Origin of the sequence: Hymenobacter sp. CRA2, assembly GCF_002007105.1 — a bacterium.
Taxonomy (GTDB): domain Bacteria; phylum Bacteroidota; class Bacteroidia; order Cytophagales; family Hymenobacteraceae; genus Solirubrum.
Genome location: NZ_MVBC01000001.1, coordinates 324,156 through 347,008, shown reverse-complemented (window position 1 = coordinate 347,008; position 22,853 = coordinate 324,156). Strand labels below are relative to the sequence as shown.

At 64.9% G+C, this 22,853-nt stretch carries 19 protein-coding genes; 14 read left to right on the top strand and 5 right to left on the bottom strand.

What is annotated here, in order from left to right; genetic code table 11:
- Window positions 1–28 precede the first annotated feature (28 nt).
- The 5 genes from atpE to atpG all read left to right on the top strand — a co-directional run bounded on the left by atpE (window position 29) and on the right by atpG (window position 4,158).
- Window positions 29–289, top strand: a complete 261-nt coding sequence (gene atpE, locus B0919_RS01300) for an ATP synthase F0 subunit C (protein ID WP_059071914.1) — start codon at window positions 29–31, stop codon at window positions 287–289.
- Between the two features lie 151 nt (window positions 290–440).
- Window positions 441–935: a F0F1 ATP synthase subunit B gene (locus B0919_RS01295; RefSeq protein WP_078010380.1), complete on the top strand. Its 495-nt coding sequence runs from the start codon at window positions 441–443 to the stop codon at window positions 933–935.
- 88 nt (window positions 936–1,023) lie between these two features.
- Window positions 1,024–1,581, top strand: coding sequence for an ATP synthase F1 subunit delta (atpH, locus tag B0919_RS01290; protein ID WP_078010379.1), 558 nt, complete (start codon window positions 1,024–1,026; stop codon window positions 1,579–1,581).
- A 9-nt stretch (window positions 1,582–1,590) separates the two neighbouring features.
- Window positions 1,591–3,174 carry a F0F1 ATP synthase subunit alpha gene (atpA, locus tag B0919_RS01285; protein ID WP_078010378.1) on the top strand — a complete coding sequence of 528 codons (1,584 nt, stop codon included), beginning with the start codon at window positions 1,591–1,593 and terminating at the stop codon, window positions 3,172–3,174.
- Between the two features lie 90 nt (window positions 3,175–3,264).
- Complete coding sequence (atpG, locus tag B0919_RS01280) at window positions 3,265–4,158, top strand: ATP synthase F1 subunit gamma (protein WP_078010377.1); 894 nt, start codon at window positions 3,265–3,267, stop codon at window positions 4,156–4,158.
- A 268-nt stretch (window positions 4,159–4,426) separates the two neighbouring features.
- On the opposite strand, the gene B0919_RS01275 is transcribed toward atpG, so the two are convergent.
- On the bottom strand, window positions 4,427–4,852 hold the full coding sequence (locus B0919_RS01275) for a hypothetical protein (RefSeq protein WP_078010376.1): 426 nt from the start codon (window positions 4,850–4,852) through the stop codon (window positions 4,427–4,429).
- Window positions 4,853–4,985: 133 nt separating this feature from the next.
- A complete protein-coding gene (locus B0919_RS01270) occupies window positions 4,986–5,627 on the bottom strand; it encodes a helix-turn-helix domain-containing protein (RefSeq protein ID WP_078010375.1) in 642 nt (213 codons plus the stop codon).
- Window positions 5,628–6,003: 376 nt separating this feature from the next.
- Between B0919_RS01270 and B0919_RS01265 the strand changes: the two genes are divergently transcribed.
- On the top strand, window positions 6,004–11,208 hold the full coding sequence (locus tag B0919_RS01265) for a beta strand repeat-containing protein (RefSeq protein ID WP_139361824.1): 5,205 nt from the start codon (window positions 6,004–6,006) through the stop codon (window positions 11,206–11,208).
- Between the two features lie 75 nt (window positions 11,209–11,283).
- Here B0919_RS01265 and B0919_RS01260 read toward each other — a convergent pair whose 3' ends face one another.
- On the bottom strand, window positions 11,284–12,012 hold the full coding sequence (locus B0919_RS01260; protein WP_078010373.1) for an HAD family hydrolase: 729 nt from the start codon (window positions 12,010–12,012) through the stop codon (window positions 11,284–11,286).
- A 164-nt stretch (window positions 12,013–12,176) separates the two neighbouring features.
- Here B0919_RS01260 and pafA point away from each other — a divergent pair, with 164 nt between their 5' ends.
- The 4 genes from pafA to B0919_RS01240 all read left to right on the top strand — a co-directional run bounded on the left by pafA (window position 12,177) and on the right by B0919_RS01240 (window position 16,566).
- Window positions 12,177–13,904, top strand: a complete 1,728-nt coding sequence (gene pafA, locus B0919_RS01255) for an alkaline phosphatase PafA (protein WP_078010372.1) — start codon at window positions 12,177–12,179, stop codon at window positions 13,902–13,904.
- A 107-nt stretch (window positions 13,905–14,011) separates the two neighbouring features.
- The gene (locus B0919_RS01250; protein ID WP_078010371.1) at window positions 14,012–14,584 is read left to right on the top strand and encodes an inorganic diphosphatase; all 573 of its coding nucleotides are present in this window, start codon (window positions 14,012–14,014) and stop codon (window positions 14,582–14,584) included.
- A 263-nt stretch (window positions 14,585–14,847) separates the two neighbouring features.
- A complete protein-coding gene (locus tag B0919_RS01245; RefSeq protein ID WP_254846444.1) occupies window positions 14,848–15,531 on the top strand; it encodes a DUF6766 family protein in 684 nt (227 codons plus the stop codon).
- Window positions 15,532–15,663: 132 nt separating this feature from the next.
- Complete coding sequence (locus B0919_RS01240; protein WP_078010370.1) at window positions 15,664–16,566, top strand: UbiA family prenyltransferase; 903 nt, start codon at window positions 15,664–15,666, stop codon at window positions 16,564–16,566.
- A 6-nt stretch (window positions 16,567–16,572) separates the two neighbouring features.
- Here B0919_RS01240 and B0919_RS01235 read toward each other — a convergent pair whose 3' ends face one another.
- Entirely contained in the window at window positions 16,573–18,090 is a 1,518-nt protein-coding gene (locus B0919_RS01235) for an NAD(P)H-hydrate dehydratase (protein WP_078010369.1), read from the bottom strand.
- A gap of 168 nt (window positions 18,091–18,258) precedes the next feature.
- Here B0919_RS01235 and B0919_RS01230 point away from each other — a divergent pair, with 168 nt between their 5' ends.
- From B0919_RS01230 to B0919_RS01220, 3 genes are all read left to right on the top strand, one after another.
- Window positions 18,259–19,062 (top strand): M949_RS01915 family surface polysaccharide biosynthesis protein, encoded by an 804-nt coding sequence (locus B0919_RS01230; RefSeq protein WP_078010368.1) that lies wholly within the window; start codon window positions 18,259–18,261, stop codon window positions 19,060–19,062.
- Between the two features lie 334 nt (window positions 19,063–19,396).
- Entirely contained in the window at window positions 19,397–19,861 is a 465-nt protein-coding gene (gene msrB, locus B0919_RS01225; RefSeq protein WP_078010868.1) for a peptide-methionine (R)-S-oxide reductase MsrB, read from the top strand.
- Window positions 19,862–20,021: 160 nt separating this feature from the next.
- The gene (locus tag B0919_RS01220; protein ID WP_078010367.1) at window positions 20,022–21,248 is read left to right on the top strand and encodes a T9SS type A sorting domain-containing protein; all 1,227 of its coding nucleotides are present in this window, start codon (window positions 20,022–20,024) and stop codon (window positions 21,246–21,248) included.
- 68 nt (window positions 21,249–21,316) lie between these two features.
- On the opposite strand, the gene B0919_RS01215 is transcribed toward B0919_RS01220, so the two are convergent.
- A complete protein-coding gene (locus B0919_RS01215; RefSeq protein WP_078010366.1) occupies window positions 21,317–21,754 on the bottom strand; it encodes a GNAT family N-acetyltransferase in 438 nt (145 codons plus the stop codon).
- A gap of 179 nt (window positions 21,755–21,933) precedes the next feature.
- Here B0919_RS01215 and sdaAA point away from each other — a divergent pair, with 179 nt between their 5' ends.
- The gene (gene sdaAA / locus B0919_RS01210; protein WP_078010365.1) at window positions 21,934–22,836 is read left to right on the top strand and encodes an L-serine ammonia-lyase, iron-sulfur-dependent, subunit alpha; all 903 of its coding nucleotides are present in this window, start codon (window positions 21,934–21,936) and stop codon (window positions 22,834–22,836) included.
- The last annotated feature ends 17 nt before the right edge of the window (window positions 22,837–22,853 follow it).

Genomic DNA, 22,853 nt, shown 5'->3' with positions numbered 1-22,853 from the left:
TTTTTTCACTCTCCTAACTCCCTCTGTTATGCTGCTCACTCTGTTGCTGCAGGTTGTTAATGCTGTTGGTCTGGCCGTAATGGGCGCCGGCCTGGGTGCTGGTCTGGCTATCCTCGGTGCTGGTCTCGGCATTGGCCGCATCGGCGGCAGCGCCATGGAAGCTATCGGCCGTCAGCCGGAAGCTTCGGGCCGGATCCAAACGGCGATGATCATCGCGGCCGCCCTTATCGAAGGCGCCACCCTGTTCGCCGTCGTAGTCTGCCTGCTGGTAGCCCTGCGTCTGCAATAACAGTCACCCATAAGCGGCCGCCTGTCGCCTTGCTTTGGCAGGGCAGCAGGCGGCCGTGTTGGTGTAACTGACCGGAGCGGCTCCGGTACCTGGCGGGCCTTGGCCTGCCGCTGGCCGCAGCCTATTTCCCACACGCATTGCTCCTAAGGCCATGAATCTGATTACCCCCGATCTGGGTCTGCTGTTCTGGCAGTTTGTCGTGTTCCTGCTGCTGGTGTTCCTGCTGGCAAAGTTTGCGTGGAAGCCCATCCTGGGCGGCCTGCGCGAGCGGGAAGAATCCATCGAAAGCGCCCTGCGCCAGGCCGACCAAGCCAAGCTGGAAATGCAGGCCCTGAAAGCCGGCAACGAAAAGCTGCTGGCCGAAGCCCGGCAGGAGCGTGACCGTATTCTGCACGAAGCCACCTCGATCAGCAACCAGCTCATCGAAACGGCTAAGCAAAAGGCTACGGACGAAGGCGCCCGCCTCATCATGCAGGCCCGCGAAGCCATCCAGAACGAGAAGAACGCTGCCCTGGCCGAAGTGAAAAACACGGCCGCGCAACTGTCTATCGACATTGCCGAGCGCATCCTGCGCCGCGAACTGACGGACTCGGCTGCCCAAAAGCAGCTGGTGACCGACTACCTGCAAGAGGTAAAACTCAACTAGTAGTGAGTATAGAGTATTGAGTAGTTAGGTTTCTCTTTCGGGACGCTCTACTCAGTACTCAATACCAAATACTCAATACCATTCCCCAATGTCTGAACTACGAGTCGCCGCCCGCTACGCCAAGTCCCTGCTGGACCTGGCGAACGAGCAGGGTACGCTGGATGCGGTGAAACAGGACATGGACCTGTTCGGCAACACCTTGGAAGGCAGCCGCGACCTGCGCCTGCTGCTGCGCAACCCCATCGTGCAGCACGACAAGAAGCTGGCCATCCTGCGGCGGCTGTTTGACGGCAAGGTGTCGGACCTCACCATGCGGTTCTTCACCATCATTACCCAAAAAAACCGCGAAAACGCGCTGGAATTTGTGGCCCCGGAGTTCCTGGCCCAGTTCAACAAGCTGCGCGGTATTCAATCGGCGGACGTGACCACGGCCACGCCGCTTACCCCGGAACTCCGCGCCCATGTGGAGCGTCTGGTAAAAGATCAGACCGGCGGCCAGGTGCTGCTCAAGGAGCACGTGGACCCCTCGCTTATCGGCGGGTTTGTGCTGCGCCTCGGCGACCGGCAGATCGATGACTCGGTACGCACGCGCCTCAACCGCCTGCGCGCCACCTTTAAAGAGAACCCCTTCCACGCCCAACTATAAGTCAGCATCATGGCAGAAGTACGTCCGGATGAAGTATCCGCCATTCTGCGGGAGCAGTTGTCCAATTTCAAGACCGAAGCCGAACTCGAAGAAGTCGGTACGGTGCTGCAGGTTGGCGACGGGGTAGCCCGCATCTACGGCCTCTCGAAAGCCCAATCGGGCGAACTGATTGAGTTCGAGAACGGCCTGCAGGCTCTGGTTCTGAACCTCGAAGAAGACAACGTAGGTGCCGTAATGCTCGGCGACTACTCGGGAATCCGCGAGGGCGCAACCGTACGCCGCACCAACAAGATTGCCTCGATCAAAGTAGGTGAGGGCATCGTGGGCCGCGTGGTAAACACGCTGGGCCAGCCCATCGACGGCCGTGGCCCCATTGCCGGCGAGCTGTACGACATGCCGCTGGAGCGCAAGGCTCCGGGCGTAATCTTCCGTCAGCCCGTAAACGAGCCCCTGCAAACCGGTATCAAGGCTATCGACGCCATGATTCCGATTGGCCGTGGCCAGCGCGAGCTGATCATCGGTGACCGTCAGACCGGCAAATCGACCGTAGCCCTCGACGCCATCCTGAACCAGCGCGAGTTCTTCGAGCGCGGTGAGCCCGTGTTCTGCATCTACGTAGCCATCGGCCAGAAGGCCTCGACGGTTGCCCAGATCGTAAACTCGCTGCAGCGCGGCGGCGCTATGGACTACACCGTGGTGGTTTCCGCTTCGGCTTCCGATCCGGCTCCGATGCAGTTCTTTGCTCCGTTCACGGGCGCTGCTATCGGTGAGTTCTTCCGCGACTCGGGCCGTCCGGCTCTGGTGGTGTACGATGACCTCTCCAAGCAGGCTGTCGCTTACCGCGAAGTGTCGCTGCTGCTGCGCCGCCCCCCGGGCCGCGAAGCTTACCCCGGCGACGTATTCTATCTGCACAGCCGCCTGCTGGAGCGCGCCGCTAAGATCAACGCTTCGGACGACATCGCCCGGAACATGAACGACCTGCCCGAGAGCCTGAAAGGCATCGTGAAGGGCGGTGGTTCGCTGACGGCACTGCCCATCATCGAGACCCAGGCGGGTGACGTATCGGCTTACATCCCGACGAACGTAATTTCGATTACGGACGGTCAGATCTTCCTCGAGACGAACCTGTTCAACTCGGGTATCCGTCCGGCCATCAACGTGGGTATCTCGGTATCACGCGTGGGTGGTTCGGCCCAGATCAAGTCGATGAAGAAGGTAGCCGGTACGCTGAAGCTGGACCAAGCTCAGTTCCGCGAACTGGAAGCCTTCGCTAAGTTCGGCTCGGACCTGGACGCTTCGACCAAGCTCACCATCGAACGCGGCCGTCGCAACCTCGAAATCCTGAAGCAGCCGCAGTTCTCGCCGGTGAAGGTGGAAGATCAGGTGGCTATCATCTACGCCGCTACGAACGGCCTCCTGGACCGCATCCCGGTGAACCGCGTGCGCGAGTTCGAGAAGGAGTTCACGCAGGTGATGAACACCCGTCACGCCGACGTGCTGGCTGGCCTGAAAGCCGGTAAGCTCGACGACACCATCACGGGCACCATCCGTCAGGTAATCAACGACCTGGCGTCTTCGTACGCTGCGAAATAGATTGTTAAATGGTTGAATGGCTAAATGGTTGGTCGTTCTGGCAACGCGAGAACAATCAACCATTTAGCCATTTAACAATTCAACCATTCAATGGCTAACCTAAAGGAAATCCGCGGACGCATTCAGTCGGTCAGCTCGACGCAGCAAATCACCAAAGCCATGAAAATGGTGGCGGCGGCTAAGCTGCGCCGCGCGCAGGACAACATCATGCGCATGCGTCCCTACGCCCAGCGGCTCAACGGCATCCTGAGCAACCTCTCGCAGGGAGCTGATGCCGACGTGACCGGCGGCTACGGCGAGCAGCGCGACGTGCGCCGGGTACTCGTCATTGCCATTACTTCCGACCGTGGCCTGGCCGGCGCCTTCAACAGCAACATCATCAAAACGGTGAATCAGCTGATGCAGGAGCGCTACGCTGCGCAGGCGGCCAATGGCGGCGTGAGCATCATGGCCATCGGCCGCAAGGCGCACGACTACTTCGGGCGCCGCGGCGAGCTGGTGGGCAACTACACCCACGTGTTCCAGCAGCTGTCGTTCGACACGGTGCGCGCGGCGGCTGAGGAAGCCATGGCCGGTTTCCGCGCCGGGCAGTTCGACGAGGTGGTGATGGTGTACAACGAGTTCAAGAACGTGGCTACCCAGATTGTGCGCACCGAACAGCTGCTGCCCATTCTGCCGCCCGCCGAGCCCGCGACGACCACTGCCGCCAACGCGAACATGGACTACATCTTCGAGCCGAGCAAGGAGGAAATCGTGCAGACGCTGATTCCGACCTCGCTGAAGATCCAACTCTACAAGGCGGTGCTGGAAAGCAACGCCTCGGAGCACGGCGCCCGCATGACGGCCATGGACAAAGCCACCGAAAACGCCGGTGAGCTGCTTAAGGCCCTCAAGCTGACCTACAACCGGGGCCGTCAGGCCGCCATTACGAACGAGATTCTCGAAATCGTGGGTGGCGCTGAGGCACTGGCGGCCAGCCGCTAGGACCGCATCCGCACTACTCGAGCCGGCCCGCTTCCCATCAGGGAGGGGGGCCGGTTTTGTGTTGAGGCATTGGCTAGGCGGGTTGCGTACCTTGCGGGTCTATGCTGTTACCTAAGCTTCTATCCCGCCGTGGCCGAGCTGTACGGGGTAATCGTGCCCACCGCGGCGGAGGCGGCTCCGGCCGCGGCTTGCTAACCCAAACGGCCCGCTTCCTGCGCAGGAAGCGGGCCGTTTGGCGTTGCAATAGGGGCTAATCTAAGGGCTGCGCTTAGGCCGGCAGGCCGGCGCGGTGCGCGGTCAGCTCGGCAATGGCCTGCTGCAGCTCGGGCACTTGCACCTGCACCTGGCGCACGTCCACGGCTTGCAGGAAGGCATCCACCGGCGTCTGGGTGCTGCCGGCGGCGGTGGCACTCAGGTCTTCGGCGCGGCGGCTGGCCTGGGTGAGCATGCGCTGCAAGGCGCGGTGCTCCTTGGTACCGGGCGTGAGGGCCGATACCAGCGGGGTGAGGCGCGTGACTTCTTCGGTGGCCTGCTGCAGGGCGCTGGCCCGCTCGGTGGCCCGGTCAGCCGATTTGTCGGCGCGCAGGTCGAGCTGCTGGTCGCGCACGGTGAACTCGCGCAGCTCGAGTTGGAGGGCGGCCAGTGCGGCGTCGCACTCGGCCTGGGTACGGAGTAAGCTTACTGGAAAGGACATAAAAGGGGATAGATAAGGTGGCGGAGTTGCCGGCAATAAGGTAGAGCTTGCCCTTGGATTGGCTTCATCCTATTTTAGGAATAGCAGCCACCGGGGCTATACATTTTGGGAAGGCAATGGGCGCGAAGACGAATCACGACTTCGGGTCGACAGCGCCCAGAGCTTCCAACCAGGCTGCTTCGGCCCGGAGCCCAGCTACGCGGGCCGCCAGCAGGTGCCGCGCCGCCGCGGCCCCAGCCGGATCGGAGTCGTCGTTGGCTAGGTCGGTAGCCAGCTCGCCGAGCCAGCGGGCGTAGTGAGCAGCTTCTTTGGGTTCGGCGGGCGTGGGTGCGGCTTGCAATTGGACCAGGCCCCAATGCCGGTGAGCCAGCGCCGCCGCGCGGGCCTGCTGCTGGGCTAGGCGCTGACCCTGCTCCAGCAGCCGCAGGCGGCAGTCGCGCAGGCGCCGGTGCAGCGGTTCCGGGGCGGGCAGCGCCGTGCCGATCGGGGCCGTGCCCAGCGCTTCCGGTGGCGGCAGCGGCTGTAGCGGGGCGTAGATGACCGGCTCGGGCGGGGTGGCTGCTCCTTGGCCCAGCGGCGGGGGTAGGAGGTGGCTGAGCCCGAGCAGGCGCGGCGCCAGCGCTGGGGGCAGGCCTTTGCGTCCGGTCTCCACGTGTGACACGAAGCCAGCGGATACGCCCAGGTAGCGGCCCAGCTGCCGCAGCGACAGTCCAAAATGGGCCCGCACCACGGCCGTGGTGCTCAGCAGAAGGGGAATCGAAGCAGTAGTGGTCATGGTGGGAAGCAATGCAGGCAAAGGGACCGAGCGCCTTGGCTGCATACGATGACAAACGCAACAGGTATAACGTCTATTAAGAACAGAGTGGTCCTTATACGCATTTAGGTATAAACACTCATAATAATATAGCACTTGCTATACCTACATGGGTATAGCAAGTTAGCTAAATATGGCTTTGTTATACCTGTAGCACATAATAGCGTGGCGAACAACCAGCTGACAAGAAAATGTCCTCCTGTTTCCTGGGAATAATGCTCGTTGAGGGGCGTACCTTTGCTGGAATGCCTGTGTGAGATGCCGCTGCACAGCTGGTATGATCTGTTCTTTTACCTGTACCTGCCTTACCTCTGGAAGTGGCGCTCCAACCTGTTGCATGAAACACAACTACTCGCTTACCCGGCGCGGGCTGCGTGCCGTGTGCTTGCTAGTGGCCTATTGGGGCCTATGGCTGTTGCCACGCCAGACCATGGGCCAGGCGCCGACCTGGACCGCCGCCACCAGCGGCAACAACTTTCAGTCGGCCACCAGCGGTACATCCATCATCCAGGCCACGGCCGTCAATGCCGACGGCGACGTATTGGTGACCGGCTATTTTTCGGGCGCCATAACCTTCGGCAACACGGCGCTGACCAGTACTGGCTCCGACGACATGTTCGTAGCCAAGTGGAACGCTGCCACCAGCCGTTGGGCCTGGGCGGCGGCTGGGGGCGGCACGGGCACTGACCGGGGGTACGGGGTTGCCGTGAGCGGCACGAACGTGTACGTAACCGGGTACTTTGGAAGCTCCAGCGCCAGCTTTGCCGGTACGAGCCTGACCAATGCCGGGGGCACCAGCGGCAGCACCGATGTATTCGTGGCCAAGTTCGTGGACAACGGCACCAGCGCAACGGGCACCTGGGCCCGCGGCGGCGGCGGTACCTCCTTTGATCAGAGCAACAGCATTGCGGTGAACGGTACGAGTGTGTACGTGACGGGCCAGTTTACCAGTGGTACCGGTGCCAACTTCGCCAGCACGGCACTGGCTGGCGCGGGCAGCTCCGATGCCTTTGTGGCCAAGTACACCGACAACGGCAGTACGGTGACGGACGGCTGGGCCATCAGCGCCGGCGGCACGGGCAGCGACAATGGGTATGGCATTGCGGCCACCAGTAGCGGCGTATACGTGGCGGGGCAGTTTACCAGCGCCACCAATGCCCGCATCGCCGGCACCACGCTGGCCGGAGCGGGCGGCACCGATCTGTTTGTGGCCAAATACGTGGACAGCGGCAGCAGTGCGGCCGGTACCTGGGCCCGCAGCGGGGGCGGTGCCGGCACCGAAGCCGCGTACGGCATCGCCGTAAACGGTAGCAACGTGTACCTGACGGGGTATTTCAACAGCGCCGCGGGGGCCAGCATTGCTGGCGCCGCCCTCGCGTCTAGTGGCAGTGAGGACCTTTTTGTGGCCAAGTACACCGATAACGGCACGAGCGTGAGCAACGGCTGGGCCCGCAGCGGCGGTGGTCTCGGCACCGACATCGGCCGGAGCGTGGCCGCAAGTGGCACGGGCGTGTACGTGACGGGCCAGTTTGCCAGCGGCAACAGCGCCAGCATCGCCGGTACGACCCTGACCGGCAACGGCACCAGCAACGACGCGTTTGTGGCCAAGTACGTGGACGGCGGCACGAGCGCAACCAACGGCTGGGCCAACAGCGGCGGCGGCATCTTCGGCGACCAGGGCAACGCCATTGCCGCCAACAGCACCGGGGTGTATGCCGGTATCATCACCGGGGCAACGCCCGCCAGCTTTGGCACGGCCCCGCTGCGCCTGGCGCCGGCCAATGCCGGGGTATTGGCCCCGCTCGACCCCGCCACCGGGGCCTGGCGCGACCTGGGCCTGCCCCTGCAGGGCGGCACCTCCGTCACCACCGCCACCGCTACCGACGCGGCCGGCAACGTGTTTGTGACCGGCAACTTCTCGGGTACGGTAGGCTTCGGCAACACCGTGCTGGCCAGTGCGGGCGCCAACGACATGTTTGTGGCCAAATGGAGCGCGGCCAGCAGCACCTGGGCCTGGGCTCAGAGCGGCGGCGGCAGCTCCAACGACCAAGGCCTGGGCATTGCCGTAAACGGCACTAGCGTGTACGTGACCGGCTATTTCACCAGTGCTAGCGGCGCCGTCATTGCCGGTGCCTCACTCGCTGGGGCGGGCAGCAACGATGTGTTCATAGCCAAGTACACGGATAACGGCAGCAGTGCGACCGGCACCTGGGCCTGCAGCGCCGGTGGTACGGGCAACGAACAGGGTAACGCCATTGCGGCTACCAGCGCCGGCGTATACGTGACCGGGCAATTTGCCAGCGGCACCAGTGCCAGTTTTGCCGGCACTACGTTGGCGGGGGCGGGCAGCACCGACCTGTTCGTGGCCAAGTACACCGACAACGGCACGAGCGTGGCCAACGGCTGGGCCCGCAGTGGTGGCGGCGCCAGCGGTGACGTTGGCCTCGGCATTGCCGTGAACGGTACCGCGGTGTACGTAACCGGCTACTACAGCTACACCAGCGCGAGCAGCAACGTGAACATCGCCGGCACCACCCTGACCGGGGCCGGCGGCGCCGACGTGTACGTGGCCAAGTACACCGACAACGGCACGAGCGTGGCCAACGGCTGGGCCACCAGCGGGGGCGGCGGCGGCACCGACCAGGGCAACGGCATTGCCGTGAATGGCACCAATGTGTACGTGACCGGGACCTTCGGCAGCAACAATAGCTTCAGCATCGCCGGCACCTCGCTGCCCGGCGCGGGCTCGAACAATACCGATCTGTTCGTGGTCAAGTACACCGACAACGGTACGAGCGCGGCCAGCGGCTGGGCCACCAGCGGGGGCGGGGCCAATACCCCCGACCTGGGCAACGCCATTGCCGTGAGTGGCACGAGCGTGTACGTAACCGGTAGCTTTTTCCTGCAATCCTTCGGCACCAACATCGCCGGCAGCAGCCTAACCAGTGCCGGCGGCACCGACGTGTACGTAGCCAAGTACGTGGACAACGGCACGAGCTTCAGCAACGGCTGGGTGCAGCGCGGCGGCGGTACCGGCAGCGACGCCGGCTACGGCATTGCCCTGAGCGGCACCCAGCTGTACGTGGCGGGCAGCGTTACGCCGGCGGCTACGTTTGGCGGCACCACGCTAACCCAGCCGGCCGGCGCCCAGATCAACTTCCTGGCGCAGCTGCCCACCGTCGTCGTGCCCACCGTAACGACGGATGCCGCGGCCAACATCACCGCCACCGGCGCCACGCTGGGCGGCAACGTAACGGCCGACGGCGGGGCCAGCGTGACGGAGCGCGGCGTGGTGTACAGCACCACCAGCACCACCCCCACGACGGCCGACACCAAGCTGGCCCTCGGCAACGGCCTGGGCAGCTTCTCGCAGGCCGTAACGGGCCTGGCCGCCAACACCACCTACTACGTGCGGGCCTACGCCCTCAACGCGGCGGGCACCGGCTACGGCAGCGTGCAACCCTTCACCACCCCGGCGGCCCCGCCGGCGGCGCCCGTGGTCCTGACGCCCGCCAACGGCTCGACCCTGAGCACCGACACACCGACTTACAGCGGCACGGCTCCGGTCAACAGCACGGTGGCAGTGTGGGTAGACGGCAACAGCCTCGGCACGACCACGGCCGACGCCAGCGGTAACTGGTCGCTGACCTCGGGCACCACCCTGAGCCCCGGCAGTCACACGGTGTTTGCCACGGCCACCGTGAACGGCGTTAGCAGCGCCAACAGCACCACCAACACGTTTACGGTAGCGCTGCTGCCCACCATCAGCAGCTTCTCGCCGGACCGGGCCGGGGCGGGTATGCCCATCACCCTGACCGGCACCAACCTGGACGGCGCCACGGCCCTGACCATCAACGGTGAGGTGGCTGTTATCGAGTCGAACACGGCTACCACCATTACCTTCCGGGTGCCGGCCCGCGCCACGAGCACCGGCACGAGCAGCGTCATCACGGCTGCGGGCACGGCTTTGAGCACGGCCTTCACCGTGATTATGCCGCCCGGCAACGCGCTGGACCTCGACGGCGACAACGACTACGTGCGCGTGCCGGACAGCGGCGCGCTGGATTTCGGGGCGGGCAACTTCACGGTGGAAGCCTGGGTGCTGAAAAAAGCAGCCTCCACCGGCTACGACAACGGCGCCGCGGCGGGCAAGTGGAACACCGGCGCCGCGCCGGGTACCAACGAGTGGCTGCTGAACCTGACGACCTCGGGCAACGATGACATTCCCTCGTTTTGGTTTGAGAGCGGCACGACGCTCTACACCTGCTCGGCCACGAATACGCCGCTGGCCTTGAACCGCTGGTACCACGTAGCGGGCGTGCGGGAAGGCTCGACCCTCTACATCTACGTCAACGGCGAGCTGAAAAACAGCGTGACCATCGGCTCCGGGCCGGTCAACAACGTCGGGCGCGACCTGCTCATCGGCGCCCTCGAAGCCGGGTACCACTCCAGCTTGCGCATCGACGAAGTGCGGGTGTGGAACGTGGCCCGCACGGCCGCCGAGCTGCAGGCCGGTATGAAGAACATTGTGGCTTTGGGCTCTGCCGGCCTGGTGGCCTACTACAGCTTCGACGAAGGCACGCCCAACGTTAGCAACCCCTTCGGCTTGCCGCTCTACAACGTCAGCGGCAACGCCAACCACGGCAACCTAAACGGCTTTGCCCTGACGGGTACCACCTCCAACTGGGTGAACAGCTACGCCATGGTGGTGCCCACGGCCACGGGCGCCACCAGCGTCACCAGCTCGGGCGCCACGGGCATCGGCTTCACGGCCAACTGGACGGAGCCGGCCCTGGGCACGGTCACCGGCTACGCGGTGGAGGTATCGACGACCAGCACGTTTGCCACGGCCGTCGGTGGTTCGCCTTTCACCGTGGCTGCGCCGGCCACGAGCCTGGCCATCACGGGGCTGCCCAACACGGCTAGCACCTATTACTACCGCGTGCGGGCCCTCAACAGCAACCTGGCCCAGCCCGACCAAGGCGCCCTGTCGAACGCCGTGAGTACGGCCACCCCGCTGCCGGTGACGCTGGTGCAGTTTACGGCTGAGCCCGCTGGTCCCGGCACCGTACGCCTGGCCTGGGCCACTGCCCAGGAGCAACGCAGCGCTTACTTCGACGTGGAACGCAGCCTGAACGGGCAGCACTTCGTGGCCATCGGGCGCGTGGCGGCCGCCGGCACCAGCACGAACCGCCGCACCTACGCGCTGCACGACGAGCAACTGCCGGCCGGCGCATCCTTGTTCTACTACCGCCTGCGCCAGGTCGATACCGATGGTACAGCGGCCTACTCGCCCCTGAAAGCGGTACGCGTGGCCGCCGCTGGCCTAACCCTGGCTCCAAACCCGGCTCACTGCGCCACCATGGTGCGCGGCGCGGCCCCCGGCGCCCCGGTTCAGCTGCTTGACGCCCTGGGCCGCCCGGTGCTGATAACCCACGCCGACGCAGCCGGCACCGCCGCCTGGCAGTTGCCGGCCGGATTACCGGGCGGTGTGTACCTGGTGCGCAGCGGCAGCCAGACTGCACGACTGGTCGTGGAGTAAGCTTCCCTGCGTCCTAAACACAACGCCCCGGCAGATTTCTGTCGGGGCGTTGTGTTTGGTAGCGAGTGGCCGGGCTCAGAGGTGCATGTACTGCCGCTGGGCCAGCTCCTTGCTCGGCTTGGGTGCTTTGGGGTGGGCCTCCAGCAGCGTGAGCACCATGTCGGGGGTGAGCTGGGTGAAGTCCTTGATAACAGCCATGGGAGCCTGGAACTGCTCTGGCTTCAGGCCACTGGCCACGGCAATGCAGCGCATCCCGGCTTTGTAAGCGGCCTGCTCACCCAGAATGGCGTCTTCGAACACCACGCAACGCTCGGGCGGCACGCCCAACTGCCGGGCCGCCACCGTGAACGTATCGGCGTGGGGCTTGCCGCGGTCCACGTCGTCCTTGCCCACCACCACGTCGAAGTGGCGGCGCAGGTCGAGCTGGTCGATGATGTAGCCGATGGTTTCGGAGGCCGAGCCGGTACCCAAGGCCAGCTTGAAGCCGGCAGCACGGGCCGCCTGGAGAAACCCGGTGAGGCCGGGCGTCTCCTTGCGCTTTTCCCAGTAGAGCACGCGGTAGAGAAATTCGCGGCGGTCGGCGTACTGCTTCAGCTCCTTTTCCGGTACCGGGTGGCGAAATACGGTCTTGAGAATGTTGGTGGCCGGCATGCCGTTGAGGCGGCGGAGCAGGGGCAGGGCTTTCGTCTCCAGGCCCAGCTCGCGGAAGAGCAGCTGGAAGGCGCGGGCCTGGTAAGCGGTATTGTCGATGAGGACGCCGTCCATGTCGAAGAGCAGGGCGTGGTCGGAGGCTTGTAAGGGCATGCCAGAAGGAAGAAAGGGCGGACGTAACCAAAGCGTAATGGCTAGCGTGTACGCGGGCAAGGGCACATTGGCTATTGTTGGGCGGGCATTGCGGGTTTGGGCCGTAACTTTGGCGCCCTCATTGGCCCGCGGGCCACGGACCCCTGCTGACCCCTGTGTTACCCATGCGAAATACCTTCCTGACAGGTCTGCTGGCCGCCACGGCGCTGCTGAGCGGCCCGGCGGCTTCGGCCCAGAAAACCAAGCCCCTGCCGCGCCCCAAGCTGGTGGTGGGCATTGTGGTGGACCAGATGCGCTACGACTACCTGTACCGCTACTGGAACAAGTACGGCTCGGACGGCTTCCGGCGCCTGCTCGGCGAGGGCTTCAGCTTCGAGAACTGCCACTACAACTACGTGCCTACCTACACCGGCCCGGGCCACGCCAGCATCTACACGGGCACCACGCCGGCGGTGCACGGCATCATCGGCAACAATTGGCTGGTGCGCGAAGACGGCAAGGCGACCTACGTGACCGAGGACAAGAGCGTGCAGGCGGTGGGCGGCACGGCGGCGGCCGGGCAGATGTCGCCGCGGCACATGCTCACCACCACCATCACCGACGAGCTGCGCCTAGCCACGAACTTTCAGGCCAAGACCATCGGCGTGTGCATCAAGGACCGGGGCTCCATCCTGCCGGCCGGGCACTCGGCCTCGGCGGCGTACTGGTTCGACAACGCCAACGGGGCTTTTATCACCAGCACGTTCTACACCCAGCAGCTGCCCGAGTGGGTGCAGCAGTTCAACAGCCGTAAGCTGGCCCAGCAGTACCTGAGCAAGGCCTGGGAGCCGCTGCTGCCGCTGGCCGCCTACACCGAAAGCACCGCCGACGACGTGGCCTGGGAAGCGGCCTTCCGCGGCGAAGCCAAACCGGTGTTTCCGCACAACCTGCCGGTACTCAGCGGCGTGGCCCCGGCCCAGGCGCCCGCCCCCGCGCCCACGGGTGGCGAGGCCCCGGCCACGGCTGCCGCGGCCAACCTCGACGTAATTCGCTCCACGCCCTTCGGCAACACGCTCACCCTGGACTTCGCCCTCGAAGCCATTCGGGCCGAGCAGCTGGGCCAGCGCGGGCAGACCGATTTTCTGGCCCTGAGCTTTTCCTCGACCGACTACGTGGGTCACCAGTTCGGCCCGAATGCCATCGAGACGGAGGATACGTACCTGCGCCTCGACCGCGACCTGGCCCGCCTGCTGAACTACCTGGACAAGACCGTGGGCAAAGGGCAGGCGCTGGTGTTTCTCTCCGCCGACCACGGCGCGGCGCACTCGCCCGAGTTTCTCAAGAGCCAGCGCATCCCGGCCGGCTCGGTGGGGCCGCGGCTGTGGCGCGACTCGCTGCAGGCCCGCATGGTGCGGCGCTACGGCCCCGGCCAATGGGTGCTCAGCTACGAAAACCAGCAGGTGTACCTGAACCGCCCGCTCATTGCTCAGAAGAAGCTGGAACTGGCTCAGGTGCAGCAGGCCGTCGTCGATATGGCCGTGCAGTTTACGGGCGTGACGCGCGCCGTGGCCGGCGTGGACTTGCAGAAGTCGCACTGGGAAAGCGGCCTGCTGATGTACCTGGAAAACGGCTACCTGCCCAGCCGCTCCGGCGACGTGATGGTGGTGATGGAGCCCGGCTGGCTGGAGTCTTATTCTTACCCGGTGAACAAAGGCACCACCCACGGCTCGTCCGGTGCGTATGATACCCATGTGCCGCTGCTGTTCTGGGGCTGGCGCGTGCCGCAGGGCGAATCGGCATATCCGGCGCGGATTACCGATATTGCACCGACGGTGGCCCGGTTTCTCCATATTCAGGAGCCCGACGGCTGCACCGGTCAACCCTTGCAAGACGTGCTGACCAAGAAAAAATAGCCGCGGCCGCGCTGGCTGGTCGTTTTTTGCCCTCAGCAGACTTTAATTCATCCCTCCTCCCTTACCTAGCTGCCCGCTTTGCACCGCGGCAGCCCGCAGTTACCACAATGGCTCACTTCAACCCCTGGCACGACGTAAACTACGGTTCCAAGGCTCCTGGCATTGTCAACGCCATCATCGAAATTCCCAAAGGCTCCAAGGGCAAGTACGAGCTCGATAAAGACAGCGGCCTGCTCAAGCTGGACCGCGTGCTGTTCTCGGCCGTGCACTACCCCGCCGCCTACGGCTTCATTCCGCAGACCTACTGCGACGACAAAGACCCGCTGGACGTGTTGGTGCTCTGCTCGGTAGATGTGGTACCCATGTGCCTGATCGAAGCCAAGGTCATCGGCGTGATGCAGATGATTGACAACAACGAGGAAGACGACAAAATCATCGCCGTGGCCGCCAACGACGTGTCGATGAACCACTATAACGACATCTCCGAGCTGCCCCCGCACACGCTGCTGGAAATGCGCAAGTTCTTTGAGGACTACAAAGCCCTCGAAAACAAGCAGGTAGTGGTGGAGAAATTCATGGGCCGCGAGGAAGCTTACAAAATCGTGCAGGCCAGCCTCACCCTCTACGACGAGACCTTCCGCCACAAAAACAACCATCAGGCGCAGCTGTCCGTGTTGTAAGCCCTTGGCTGAAGAACTGCCTACCCACGGCCCGCCGGATACGTTCCGGCGGGCCGTGATGCTTTAAAGCAATCAGGCTCCCTGCCGGCCGCTGTCAGGGTGAATATGGCGGGGGAAGTACGTAGCGCGGGGCTGTGGTTTATACCGAAAAACTCATCGGGTAGTCCTCCCAGGCGGTTATTTGCCGAGGTTGCTTGGCTGAGTGCAACACATTTTGGGCAGTGTGGGCGTACACGCGTGTACATCCTTCCCATTGTCCAACCATGACTCAACATACGCCGAAGTCGCCCCTGCGGCGGTTTCTCTACGAAAACGGGTTGTCCCTGGTCATCACGACCATGGTGCTGCTCACGCTGGGCGGGCAGACGCTCACCGGCTGGCACGACTACAACGACGAGCTGAAGCAAATGCACCTGCCCGAGCTGGGCCTGGGCAAATACGTGCGCTCCGGCCACTGGGTGGAGGCCACTTTCGAGAACTGGGAAAGTGAGTTTCTGCAAATGGCCCTGTACGTGGTGCTCACCGTGAAGCTGCGTCAGAAAGGCTCCGCCGAATCCAAGAAGCTCGACGAGGCCGAGGAAGTAGACCGGGAGCCCGACCCCAGCAAACCCGACGCGCCCGGCCCCGTGAAGCAGGGTGGGATAGTGCTATGGCTGTACCAGTACTCGCTCAGTATTGCGTTTTTTGTGCTGTTCCTGTGCGCCTTCGCCCTGCATGCGCAGGGCGGAATGGAGGTGTACAACATCGAGCAGCAGGCCAATGGGGAGCCGACGGTGAGCTACTGGGGCTACCTGGGCACTTCGCGCTTCTGGTTCGAGTCGCTGCAGAACTGGCAGAGCGAGTTTTTGAGCATCGTATCCATTGTGGTGCTCTCCATCTGGCTGCGGCAGAAAGGCTCCCCTGAGTCGAAGCCGGTGGATGCGAGCTACAGCGAAACGGGCAAGTAGCGAGTCAATGAAGCACGAGGAGCGAAGAATCGAGCGGGGCTTCCGATAGTGAATTCCTCATTCCTAGCATCTGCGTCGCAGCGGGCCGTATTTTGCGGTGCTGAACCGCGCCCGTCCGGGCCACTTGCCTGCATGTCCGAGCCCATTGTAGTGCCATCCGCTGAAAACCGCCTTGTGCGGTGGGCCCGGGGCCTGTTTGATGCCGTGCTCTACGGCAACGGCCTCGTGGCCGGAGCCGCGGCGGCGCTGGCGGCGTCTTCGGCGCATTACTGGCAGCGGCCCCTGGCCTGGACAGTACCGGCGCTGGTGCTGGCCGCTACGCTCTTCGTGTACAACCTCAACGGGGCGCGCCGCCACAGCCTGCGCCTGCCGCCCAACGTGCCGCCGCGTCGCCGCTGGATTGTGCTGCACCGGCCGCTGCTGGTGGGGGTGGTAACTGTGTCGGCTCTGGCCCTGCTGCTGCTGTACCTGAGCAGCCCCTACATCGAGCGGCTGACGTGGTTTCTGGGGCACCTGGCGCTGCTCTCGTTGGCGTACTCGTGGCCCGTACTGCCCGCGCGCGAACCGGGCGGCCGCCGCCGCGGCCTGCGCGACTGGCCGGGGCTGAAGTCGCTGCTGATTGCCTATGTGTGGTCGGCCGTGACGGTGTGGCTGCCCGCGCTGTGCCTGGATTTATCCTTGCGTACGCCCGAGGTGGGGCTGCTGTTTGCCCGCCGCTTCGTCTTCATTCTGGCCATTGCCCTGGTGTTCGACCTGCGCGATTTTTCCCGCGACCAGCGCGGGGGTACGCGTACTCTGCCGGTGCTGCTGGGCCGGCAGCCGGGCCGGCTATTGGCCTTGTTGTGCACCCTGGGTTCGGTGGCGCTGATGTTGCCGGGTCTGGGCCTGGCCGGGCAAGCTGTACTGGTAGTACCCGGTTTGCTCACGGCGCTGGTAGTCTGGTTTGCCGACGAAACCCGCTCCGACTACTACTTCGCCGTGCTGGCCGATGGCCTGCTGCTGGTGCAAGCCGCGGCCTTTTTCATGGCCCGCTGAGACGGTTTAAAACGGCTCCGTACGCGTCAGCTCCTGCAGGGCCTGCCCAATGTAGCGGGGCAGGTCGCCAGCGACGAGCCCGGCCTGCCCGGTGTCAGCGGTTGCCAGGTCGCCGGCGCGGCCGTGGGCGTAGATGGCCAGCAGCGCGGCATCGAGGGGCGAGAGGCGCTGATCGGCACGCAGGGCGGTGCACAGGCCGGTGAGGATGTCGCCGCTGCCGCCGGTGGCCATGCCGGGGTTGCCGGTGGTATTGAAGTACAGCTGACCATCGGGTGCGGCCAAACAGGAATAGGCACCTTTGAGCAGCACGTAGCACTGGTACTGCCGGGCAAAGCCGCGCAGCAGCTCCAGGCGGTGGTAATCGTCGCGGGCCTTTTCGGTGAGGCGCTCAAACTCCTTGGGGTGCGGGGTGAGCAGCGTACCGGGCGGCATGAGGTCGAGCAGGCTGCGGTTGGCGCCGAGCAGGTTCAGCGCGTCGGCGTCGAGCACCAGCGGCGCGCGGGCGGTGCACAGCAGCTCTTCCAGGGCCGCGCGGGTCATGTCGTCCTGCCCGATGCCGGGGCCCATGCCCACGGCGTTATAGGGCTTGAGGTCGGGTAGCTCGCTCAGGTGGGTTTTGCAGGTATCCGTCAGGCACATGGCTTCGGGCACGGCCGTCTGTAGCACCGGGTATCCCACGCCTGGCACCTGCACGGTGAGCAGGCCCACGCCGCCGCGCAGGCAGGCATGCGCAGCTAGCACGGCCGCCCCGATTTTGCCCTTACTGCCGGCCAGCAGCAGCGCGTGACCGAAGGTGCCCTTATGGGCAAAAGTGGGCCGGGCAGGCAGCTTGTCAGCCAGCAGCGCGGCATCCACCAGATGCATGTCGGCGGACACCTCAGCCAGAAACTGCGGGCTCAGGCCGATGGGTACCGCGTGCCACTGGCCTACATAGGAAGCGTTCTGCGGCAGCAGCAGCGCCAGCTTCGGCAGCTCAAACGTGACGGTGTGCCGGGCCCGCACCACGGGGCTGTCAGCAGGCTGCGGGGCATTGGTAAACAGGCCCGAGGGCAAATCGATGCTCACGACGCGGGCCTGGGCCGCGTTCAGGTGCTGCACCAGGGCTGCCGCGGCGCCTTCCAGGGGCCGGCTCAGGCCCGTGCCGAACAAGGCATCGATAACCACGGTGCCCGGCTGAATGGGCGGCAGCTCTTGCGGCGGCCAGTCCGCCACCGATACTGCGGCGGGCAACTGGCGACGGTTGGCCTCAAAATCGGCGGAGTGCTTGTCGGCGGGCAGCAGGCCTACCTGTACCTGGTAGCCGCGCTGATGCAGCAGCCGCGCCGCCGCCAGCCCGTCGCCGCCGTTGTTGCCAGGGCCGCAGAGCACCAGTACCGCGCCGGCTTCGGCAGGGGCGAGGCGGGCCGTGAGCCAGTCAACGAAGGCCGTGGCGGCGCGCTCCATCAAGGCCAGGGAGCTAATGCCTTCGTGCTCGATGGTGGCCGCGTCGGCCTGGCGGGTTTGGGCAGCGGTGAGAAGTTTCATGGATCACGGATTTAGACGGATTTTTCGAATTACACGGATTTTGTGGACGATTGATAGCTGAGGGAGCATTTGGCGCGGTGAGGAGGGCTTGGCGGCAGTACCGGGGAACGACGCGGCCTGCGGGGCGGAAGTGGGTGGGCAGGGGCGAAAGTGCGTACGTTTGCCCGCATGCAACGAGGATTCCACGTTTGGCTGGGGCTGCTGGCTGGCCTGGCCGCCTGCCAGTCGGACCCCAACACCACTCAGCCGCCAGCGGCGGCAGCAGCTCCCGCCGCTACTACTGCCTCTGCTTCGGCGGGCTGGGCCGGCAAGGTCGATTCGCTCACGGCCGCGCAGCTGCCACGGCTGGAGAAGCTGCCGGGCCAATTGCTGCAGGCTTGGCGCTGGACCGATGCCCTAGGCGAAAACGTGCTGGTGGTGTACCGCACCAAGCCGGTGTACCGGACCACGCCCGACACCGACATGGAGGGCGCGACGGTGCAGCTGTTTGCCCGCCAGTACGTGCTGGCGGCGGGTGGCCAGTACCAAGAGCTGTGGCGCCTGCGCGACGGAATAGAGGACTGTCCGTTTGACCTGGACCTGGGGCCGCTGCCGGGCTCCACCCGCATTACCGACCTCGATGCGGACGGCCAGACGGAAACCACGCTGGTCTACAAGCTGGCCTGCCGCAGCGACGTGAGCCCCTCCGACCTCAAGCTCATCATGCACGAAGGCAAGGCCAAATACGCCCTGCGCGGCTTCACCGTGGTGCAATACGATTCCGTACCGGTGGCCCAACGCATGCCCGCCAACCCTTGCTGCCTCGATACCATCAGCGCGGCCGAGCTCGACGAGCACTACGAGCTGAACGCCGGCCGCTACGAGAATGAAAAGGACTTCCGCGGAGCGCCCCGGGCCTTTCTGGGGTTTGCCCGCGCCCACTGGCGCCACTGGGCACCCCGCGACCTGGATACCAGCACCGAAGTTGAGTAAACGCCCCGGCGCGACGCCCTACCAGGGCATATGCAATCAAAAAGACTTCGGTAGGCGTCCTACTACCGCATATTAGGTTGTATACGCGCCGTTAGGTGTCCTACCGAGGCATATTCAGTTGTATACGCGCCGGTAGGATGCCTACTAGGACATACTCAACCCGAAACGGGGCGGTAGGCAGCCCACCGTACCAGCTACCGTCAGCGCAGGTTGGGCCGAGAGCTTCCTCGCCCACCACGCGCTTGGCTGCCCGGCGCAGGTGCTGCTGAACCAGCCGGCCCCCGAAACCGTTGCTAACTATTCTGTCATCACTCCGAACCAAACCACACCCCATATGCTGACCTGGGCCGACGTCATCCGCGAAGCCAACAACGGCACTCCTGCCCCCGACCACCGCGTCGAGAAAACCGACGCTGAGTGGCGCCAGCAGCTCACCGACGAGCAATACCACATCACGCGCCAGCACGGCACCGAGCGCCCCGGCACCGGCGAGTACTGCGAAGCCCACGACCCGGGCCTCTACGCCTGCGTGTGCTGCGGCACGCCCGCTTACGACTCGCGCACCAAGTTCGAATCGGGCACGGGCTGGCCGAGCTTCACCGAGCCGGTGAAGGACAACGTAGTGAAATACAAGAAGGACACCAGCTACGGCATGGTGCGCGTGGAAGTGCTATGCAACGTGTGTGACGCCCACCAGGGCCACGTTTTCCCCGATGGGCCGCGCCCCTCGGGCCTGCGCTTCTGCATCAACTCGGCTTCCCTGAAGCTGGTGAGCGAAACCACGCCAGTACAGGGCTAACGGCCACTGCCAGTGCTTGCCGCCCGCCGAATGCGCCCGATGCGCGTTCGGCGGGCGGTATTTTTTTGCGCGGCTGCCGCGGCGCTGCCGAGCTTCCCTGATATTTGCCGACCGGGCCGTTGTCAAGGCCCGGGCAGTATTCCACTCTTATTCGCTTAGCATGCACAAATCTTTACGCTTATGGGGCCTCGCCGCGGCGCTGCTGACGGCCGCTGCCACCCAGGCCCAATCGTTGGACGCCTCCTTGCAAGCCCCGGGCTGGGCCCCGACGGCCAGCCGCCCGGCCGCTACGGTGTCGCAGCTGCAGCAGGTGCTCATTCAGAATGCCTCGGGCACGTCGTGGCTGGATTACTCGCGCGAAGTGTACTCGCGCTACACCGGCGCCAACGCCAACCTGCCCGGCACCGTGCGCAGCGACCGGTGGAGCGGCGGCAACTGGGTGCCGCTGGCGGCCACGCGCCGGCAGTTCACGGCCTCGGGGCAGGTGCTGAACGATACCATCATTTCCTACCAGCTCAGCCCTCAGGGCCAGCCGTATTTCGCCGACGTCAACACCTACAACGCCGCCGACCAGCTCGTCGAAGAAAAGCGCTTTGCCAACGTAGGCATGGGCTGGGAGCAGCTCAAGCGCAACACGCACTCCTACGGCACCAACAACCTGGTGGCGCAGGTGCTGGAAGAAAACTACGCGGGCGGCGCCTACTCACCGGCGGCCCGGCGCCTCTACACCTACGATGCCCAGGGCCGACGCATTGGCTACGAGGCCCAAACGCCCGACTTCGGCGGAAGCGGCTGGGGCAAGCTGCAGCGCATCACCACCACCTACAGCACCAATGCCACGGGGCCCGTGGAGGTAGCCATTGCCGAGCAGGCCACCGTCGACGGCTCGGCTTACGTCAACAGTAGCCGGCAAACTTACCAGTACAACGCGCAGAGCCAGATTGTGCTGCTGACCAGCGAGTCCTGGCAAAACAGCGCCTGGCGGAACAGCTCGCAAACCACCTACACCTACGACGCGCTGGGCAACCCGGCCGTGGCCACCGTGCAAGCCTGGAACGGCACGGGCTACCAGAACTACCAGCGCGCCATCTACACCTACGCGCAGGTAACGGCAGCGCAATCGGCCCGCGCCCTGGTGGCGCAGCTGAGCGTGGCGCCCAACCCCGCGGCTGGTGCGGCCACGGTGCGCTACGTGCTGCCCGCCGCCGGTCAGGCTTCGGTGGAAGTAACGGACATGGTAGGCCGCCGCGTGACCCTGGCGCTGCCCACTACGGCGCAAGCCGCAGGCAGCCATGCCATCGAGCTGCCCGCGCTGCGCGCCGGGCTGTACACGGTGCGGCTGCGCGTAGGCCAGCAGACGCAGCAAACCAAGCTGGTGGTGCAGTAAGCACTCGGCTTAGCCATACATACAAGCCGACAGCGGCCCCGCCCGGTACCGGGCGGGGCCGCTGTGTGTCAGGCCGGCCGGTACGGATCGAGCTTGGCGTTTTCCATGAAGCGCGGCGGCGAGGCCAGCGGCGTAAAGCCAAACTGTGCGTAAAGCGAGTGGGCGTCGCGGGTGCCGAGCAGCCAGCGGCGCAAGCCCTGCAGCTCGGGGTGCTCGGTGATGTGGCGCATGAGCAGCTTGCTCAGGCCTTGGCCGCGGTAGGCATCGAGCACGAACACGTCGCAGAGGTAGGCGAAGGTGGCCCGGTCGCTGATGACGCGGGCGAAGCCGACCTGCTGCCCGTCGAGGGCATACACCCCAAAGCAGAGGGAGTGGCGAATGGAGCGCTCCACCAGCTCGCGGCTGATGCCGGGCGCCCAGTACGAGTGGTTGCTCAGGAAATCGTGAATCAGGTCGACGTCGAGGCGGGCCGCGTCGGTGCTCACGACGAAGGAAGCAGCGGACATAACAAGGAAAAACAGTGCGCCGCAAAGTACGCGCCGCGGCCGAATTAGCGGCCGGCGGTGCGCTACGGCGGAATTGCCGAAATTCGCCGGCCTTTGCGGCACCCCGGCCGGCCCGGCTGCGTTTCAGCCTAAGGCCCAGGCCTTGATTTCCCCATTCCCGTTTCTTTCCCCACCCGACCATGTCCTTGTTATTTAATGATTTTGCCAGCTGGCAGGAGCACTGCTCCCGCACCGGCGAGCCGCTCTGGCAGCCCGTGCTGGCCTACGAAATGGAGCAGAAAGGCCGCGCCGAGGCCGACATCTGGGACGGCCTGCAGCGCGCCTACGACGTGATGTGCGACGCCGTGCGCACCGGCCTGAGCGAGGACATGACCTCGCGCTCGGGTATGATTAAGAACGGCGCGAAGAAAGTGGCCGCCTCGCCCGTGACGGTGCTCTCGCCCGAGTTCAAGATGCTGGTGACCCGCGCGCTGGGCGCCAAGGAGGTCAATTCCTGCATGGGCCGTGTGGTGGCCGCCCCCACGGCCGGCGCCTCGGGTATCTTGCCCGGCATCCTGACCACCGTGCAGGAGCTGCACCGGCTCGACGACCGCCGCATTCTGGAAGGCCTGCTGGTGGCAGCCGGCATTGCCCTGATCATCGAGCAGAACGCCTCGCTGGCCGGCGCCGTGGGCGGCTGCCAGGCCGAAACGGGCAGCGCCGCCGCCATGGGCGCGGGCGCCGTGGTGTATTGCCTGGGCGGCTCGGTGGAGCAGGCTTTTGCCGCCGTGGCCATTACCATTCAGTGCATGCTCGGCCTCGTGTGCGACCCGGTAGCCGGCCTGGTGGAAGTGCCCTGCGTAGTGCGCAACGCCTCGGCTTCTGCCATTGCGTTTTCCTCGGCTCAGATTGCCATTGCCGGCGTCGACCCGGTCATCCCCGTCGACCAGTGCGTGGCGGCCCTGGGCGAAGTGGGGGAGAGCATGGAAACGCGCTACAAGGAAACCGCCCTCGGCGGCCTGGCCAACACGCCCCGCGCCCGGCAAATTGAGCAGAAAGTGCTGGTGCAGGACATTCAGATCCTGCCCGATCAGGGCGAATAGCCGGTAGGAAGGCAGGC

Coding starts and splice junctions, on each gene's coding strand:
- atpE (WP_059071914.1), top strand. CDS start 29: ATGCTGCTCACTCTGTTGCTGCAGGTTGTTAATGCTGTTGGTCTGGCC.
- B0919_RS01220 (WP_078010367.1), top strand. CDS start 20,022: ATGCACAAATCTTTACGCTTATGGGGCCTCGCCGCGGCGCTGCTGACG.
- B0919_RS01260 (WP_078010373.1), bottom strand. CDS start 12,012: ATGCCCTTACAAGCCTCCGACCACGCCCTGCTCTTCGACATGGACGGC.
- B0919_RS01240 (WP_078010370.1), top strand. CDS start 15,664: ATGTCCGAGCCCATTGTAGTGCCATCCGCTGAAAACCGCCTTGTGCGG.
- B0919_RS01270 (WP_078010375.1), bottom strand. CDS start 5,627: ATGACCACTACTGCTTCGATTCCCCTTCTGCTGAGCACCACGGCCGTG.
- msrB (WP_078010868.1), top strand. CDS start 19,397: ATGCTGACCTGGGCCGACGTCATCCGCGAAGCCAACAACGGCACTCCT.
- B0919_RS01245 (WP_254846444.1), top strand. CDS start 14,848: ATGACTCAACATACGCCGAAGTCGCCCCTGCGGCGGTTTCTCTACGAA.
- B0919_RS01215 (WP_078010366.1), bottom strand. CDS start 21,754: ATGTCCGCTGCTTCCTTCGTCGTGAGCACCGACGCGGCCCGCCTCGAC.
- B0919_RS01250 (WP_078010371.1), top strand. CDS start 14,012: ATGGCTCACTTCAACCCCTGGCACGACGTAAACTACGGTTCCAAGGCT.
- B0919_RS01235 (WP_078010369.1), bottom strand. CDS start 18,090: ATGAAACTTCTCACCGCTGCCCAAACCCGCCAGGCCGACGCGGCCACC.
- B0919_RS01295 (WP_078010380.1), top strand. CDS start 441: ATGAATCTGATTACCCCCGATCTGGGTCTGCTGTTCTGGCAGTTTGTC.
- atpH (WP_078010379.1), top strand. CDS start 1,024: ATGTCTGAACTACGAGTCGCCGCCCGCTACGCCAAGTCCCTGCTGGAC.
- pafA (WP_078010372.1), top strand. CDS start 12,177: ATGCGAAATACCTTCCTGACAGGTCTGCTGGCCGCCACGGCGCTGCTG.
- atpA (WP_078010378.1), top strand. CDS start 1,591: ATGGCAGAAGTACGTCCGGATGAAGTATCCGCCATTCTGCGGGAGCAG.
- atpG (WP_078010377.1), top strand. CDS start 3,265: ATGGCTAACCTAAAGGAAATCCGCGGACGCATTCAGTCGGTCAGCTCG.
- B0919_RS01265 (WP_139361824.1), top strand. CDS start 6,004: ATGAAACACAACTACTCGCTTACCCGGCGCGGGCTGCGTGCCGTGTGC.
- sdaAA (WP_078010365.1), top strand. CDS start 21,934: ATGTCCTTGTTATTTAATGATTTTGCCAGCTGGCAGGAGCACTGCTCC.
- B0919_RS01275 (WP_078010376.1), bottom strand. CDS start 4,852: ATGTCCTTTCCAGTAAGCTTACTCCGTACCCAGGCCGAGTGCGACGCC.
- B0919_RS01230 (WP_078010368.1), top strand. CDS start 18,259: ATGCAACGAGGATTCCACGTTTGGCTGGGGCTGCTGGCTGGCCTGGCC.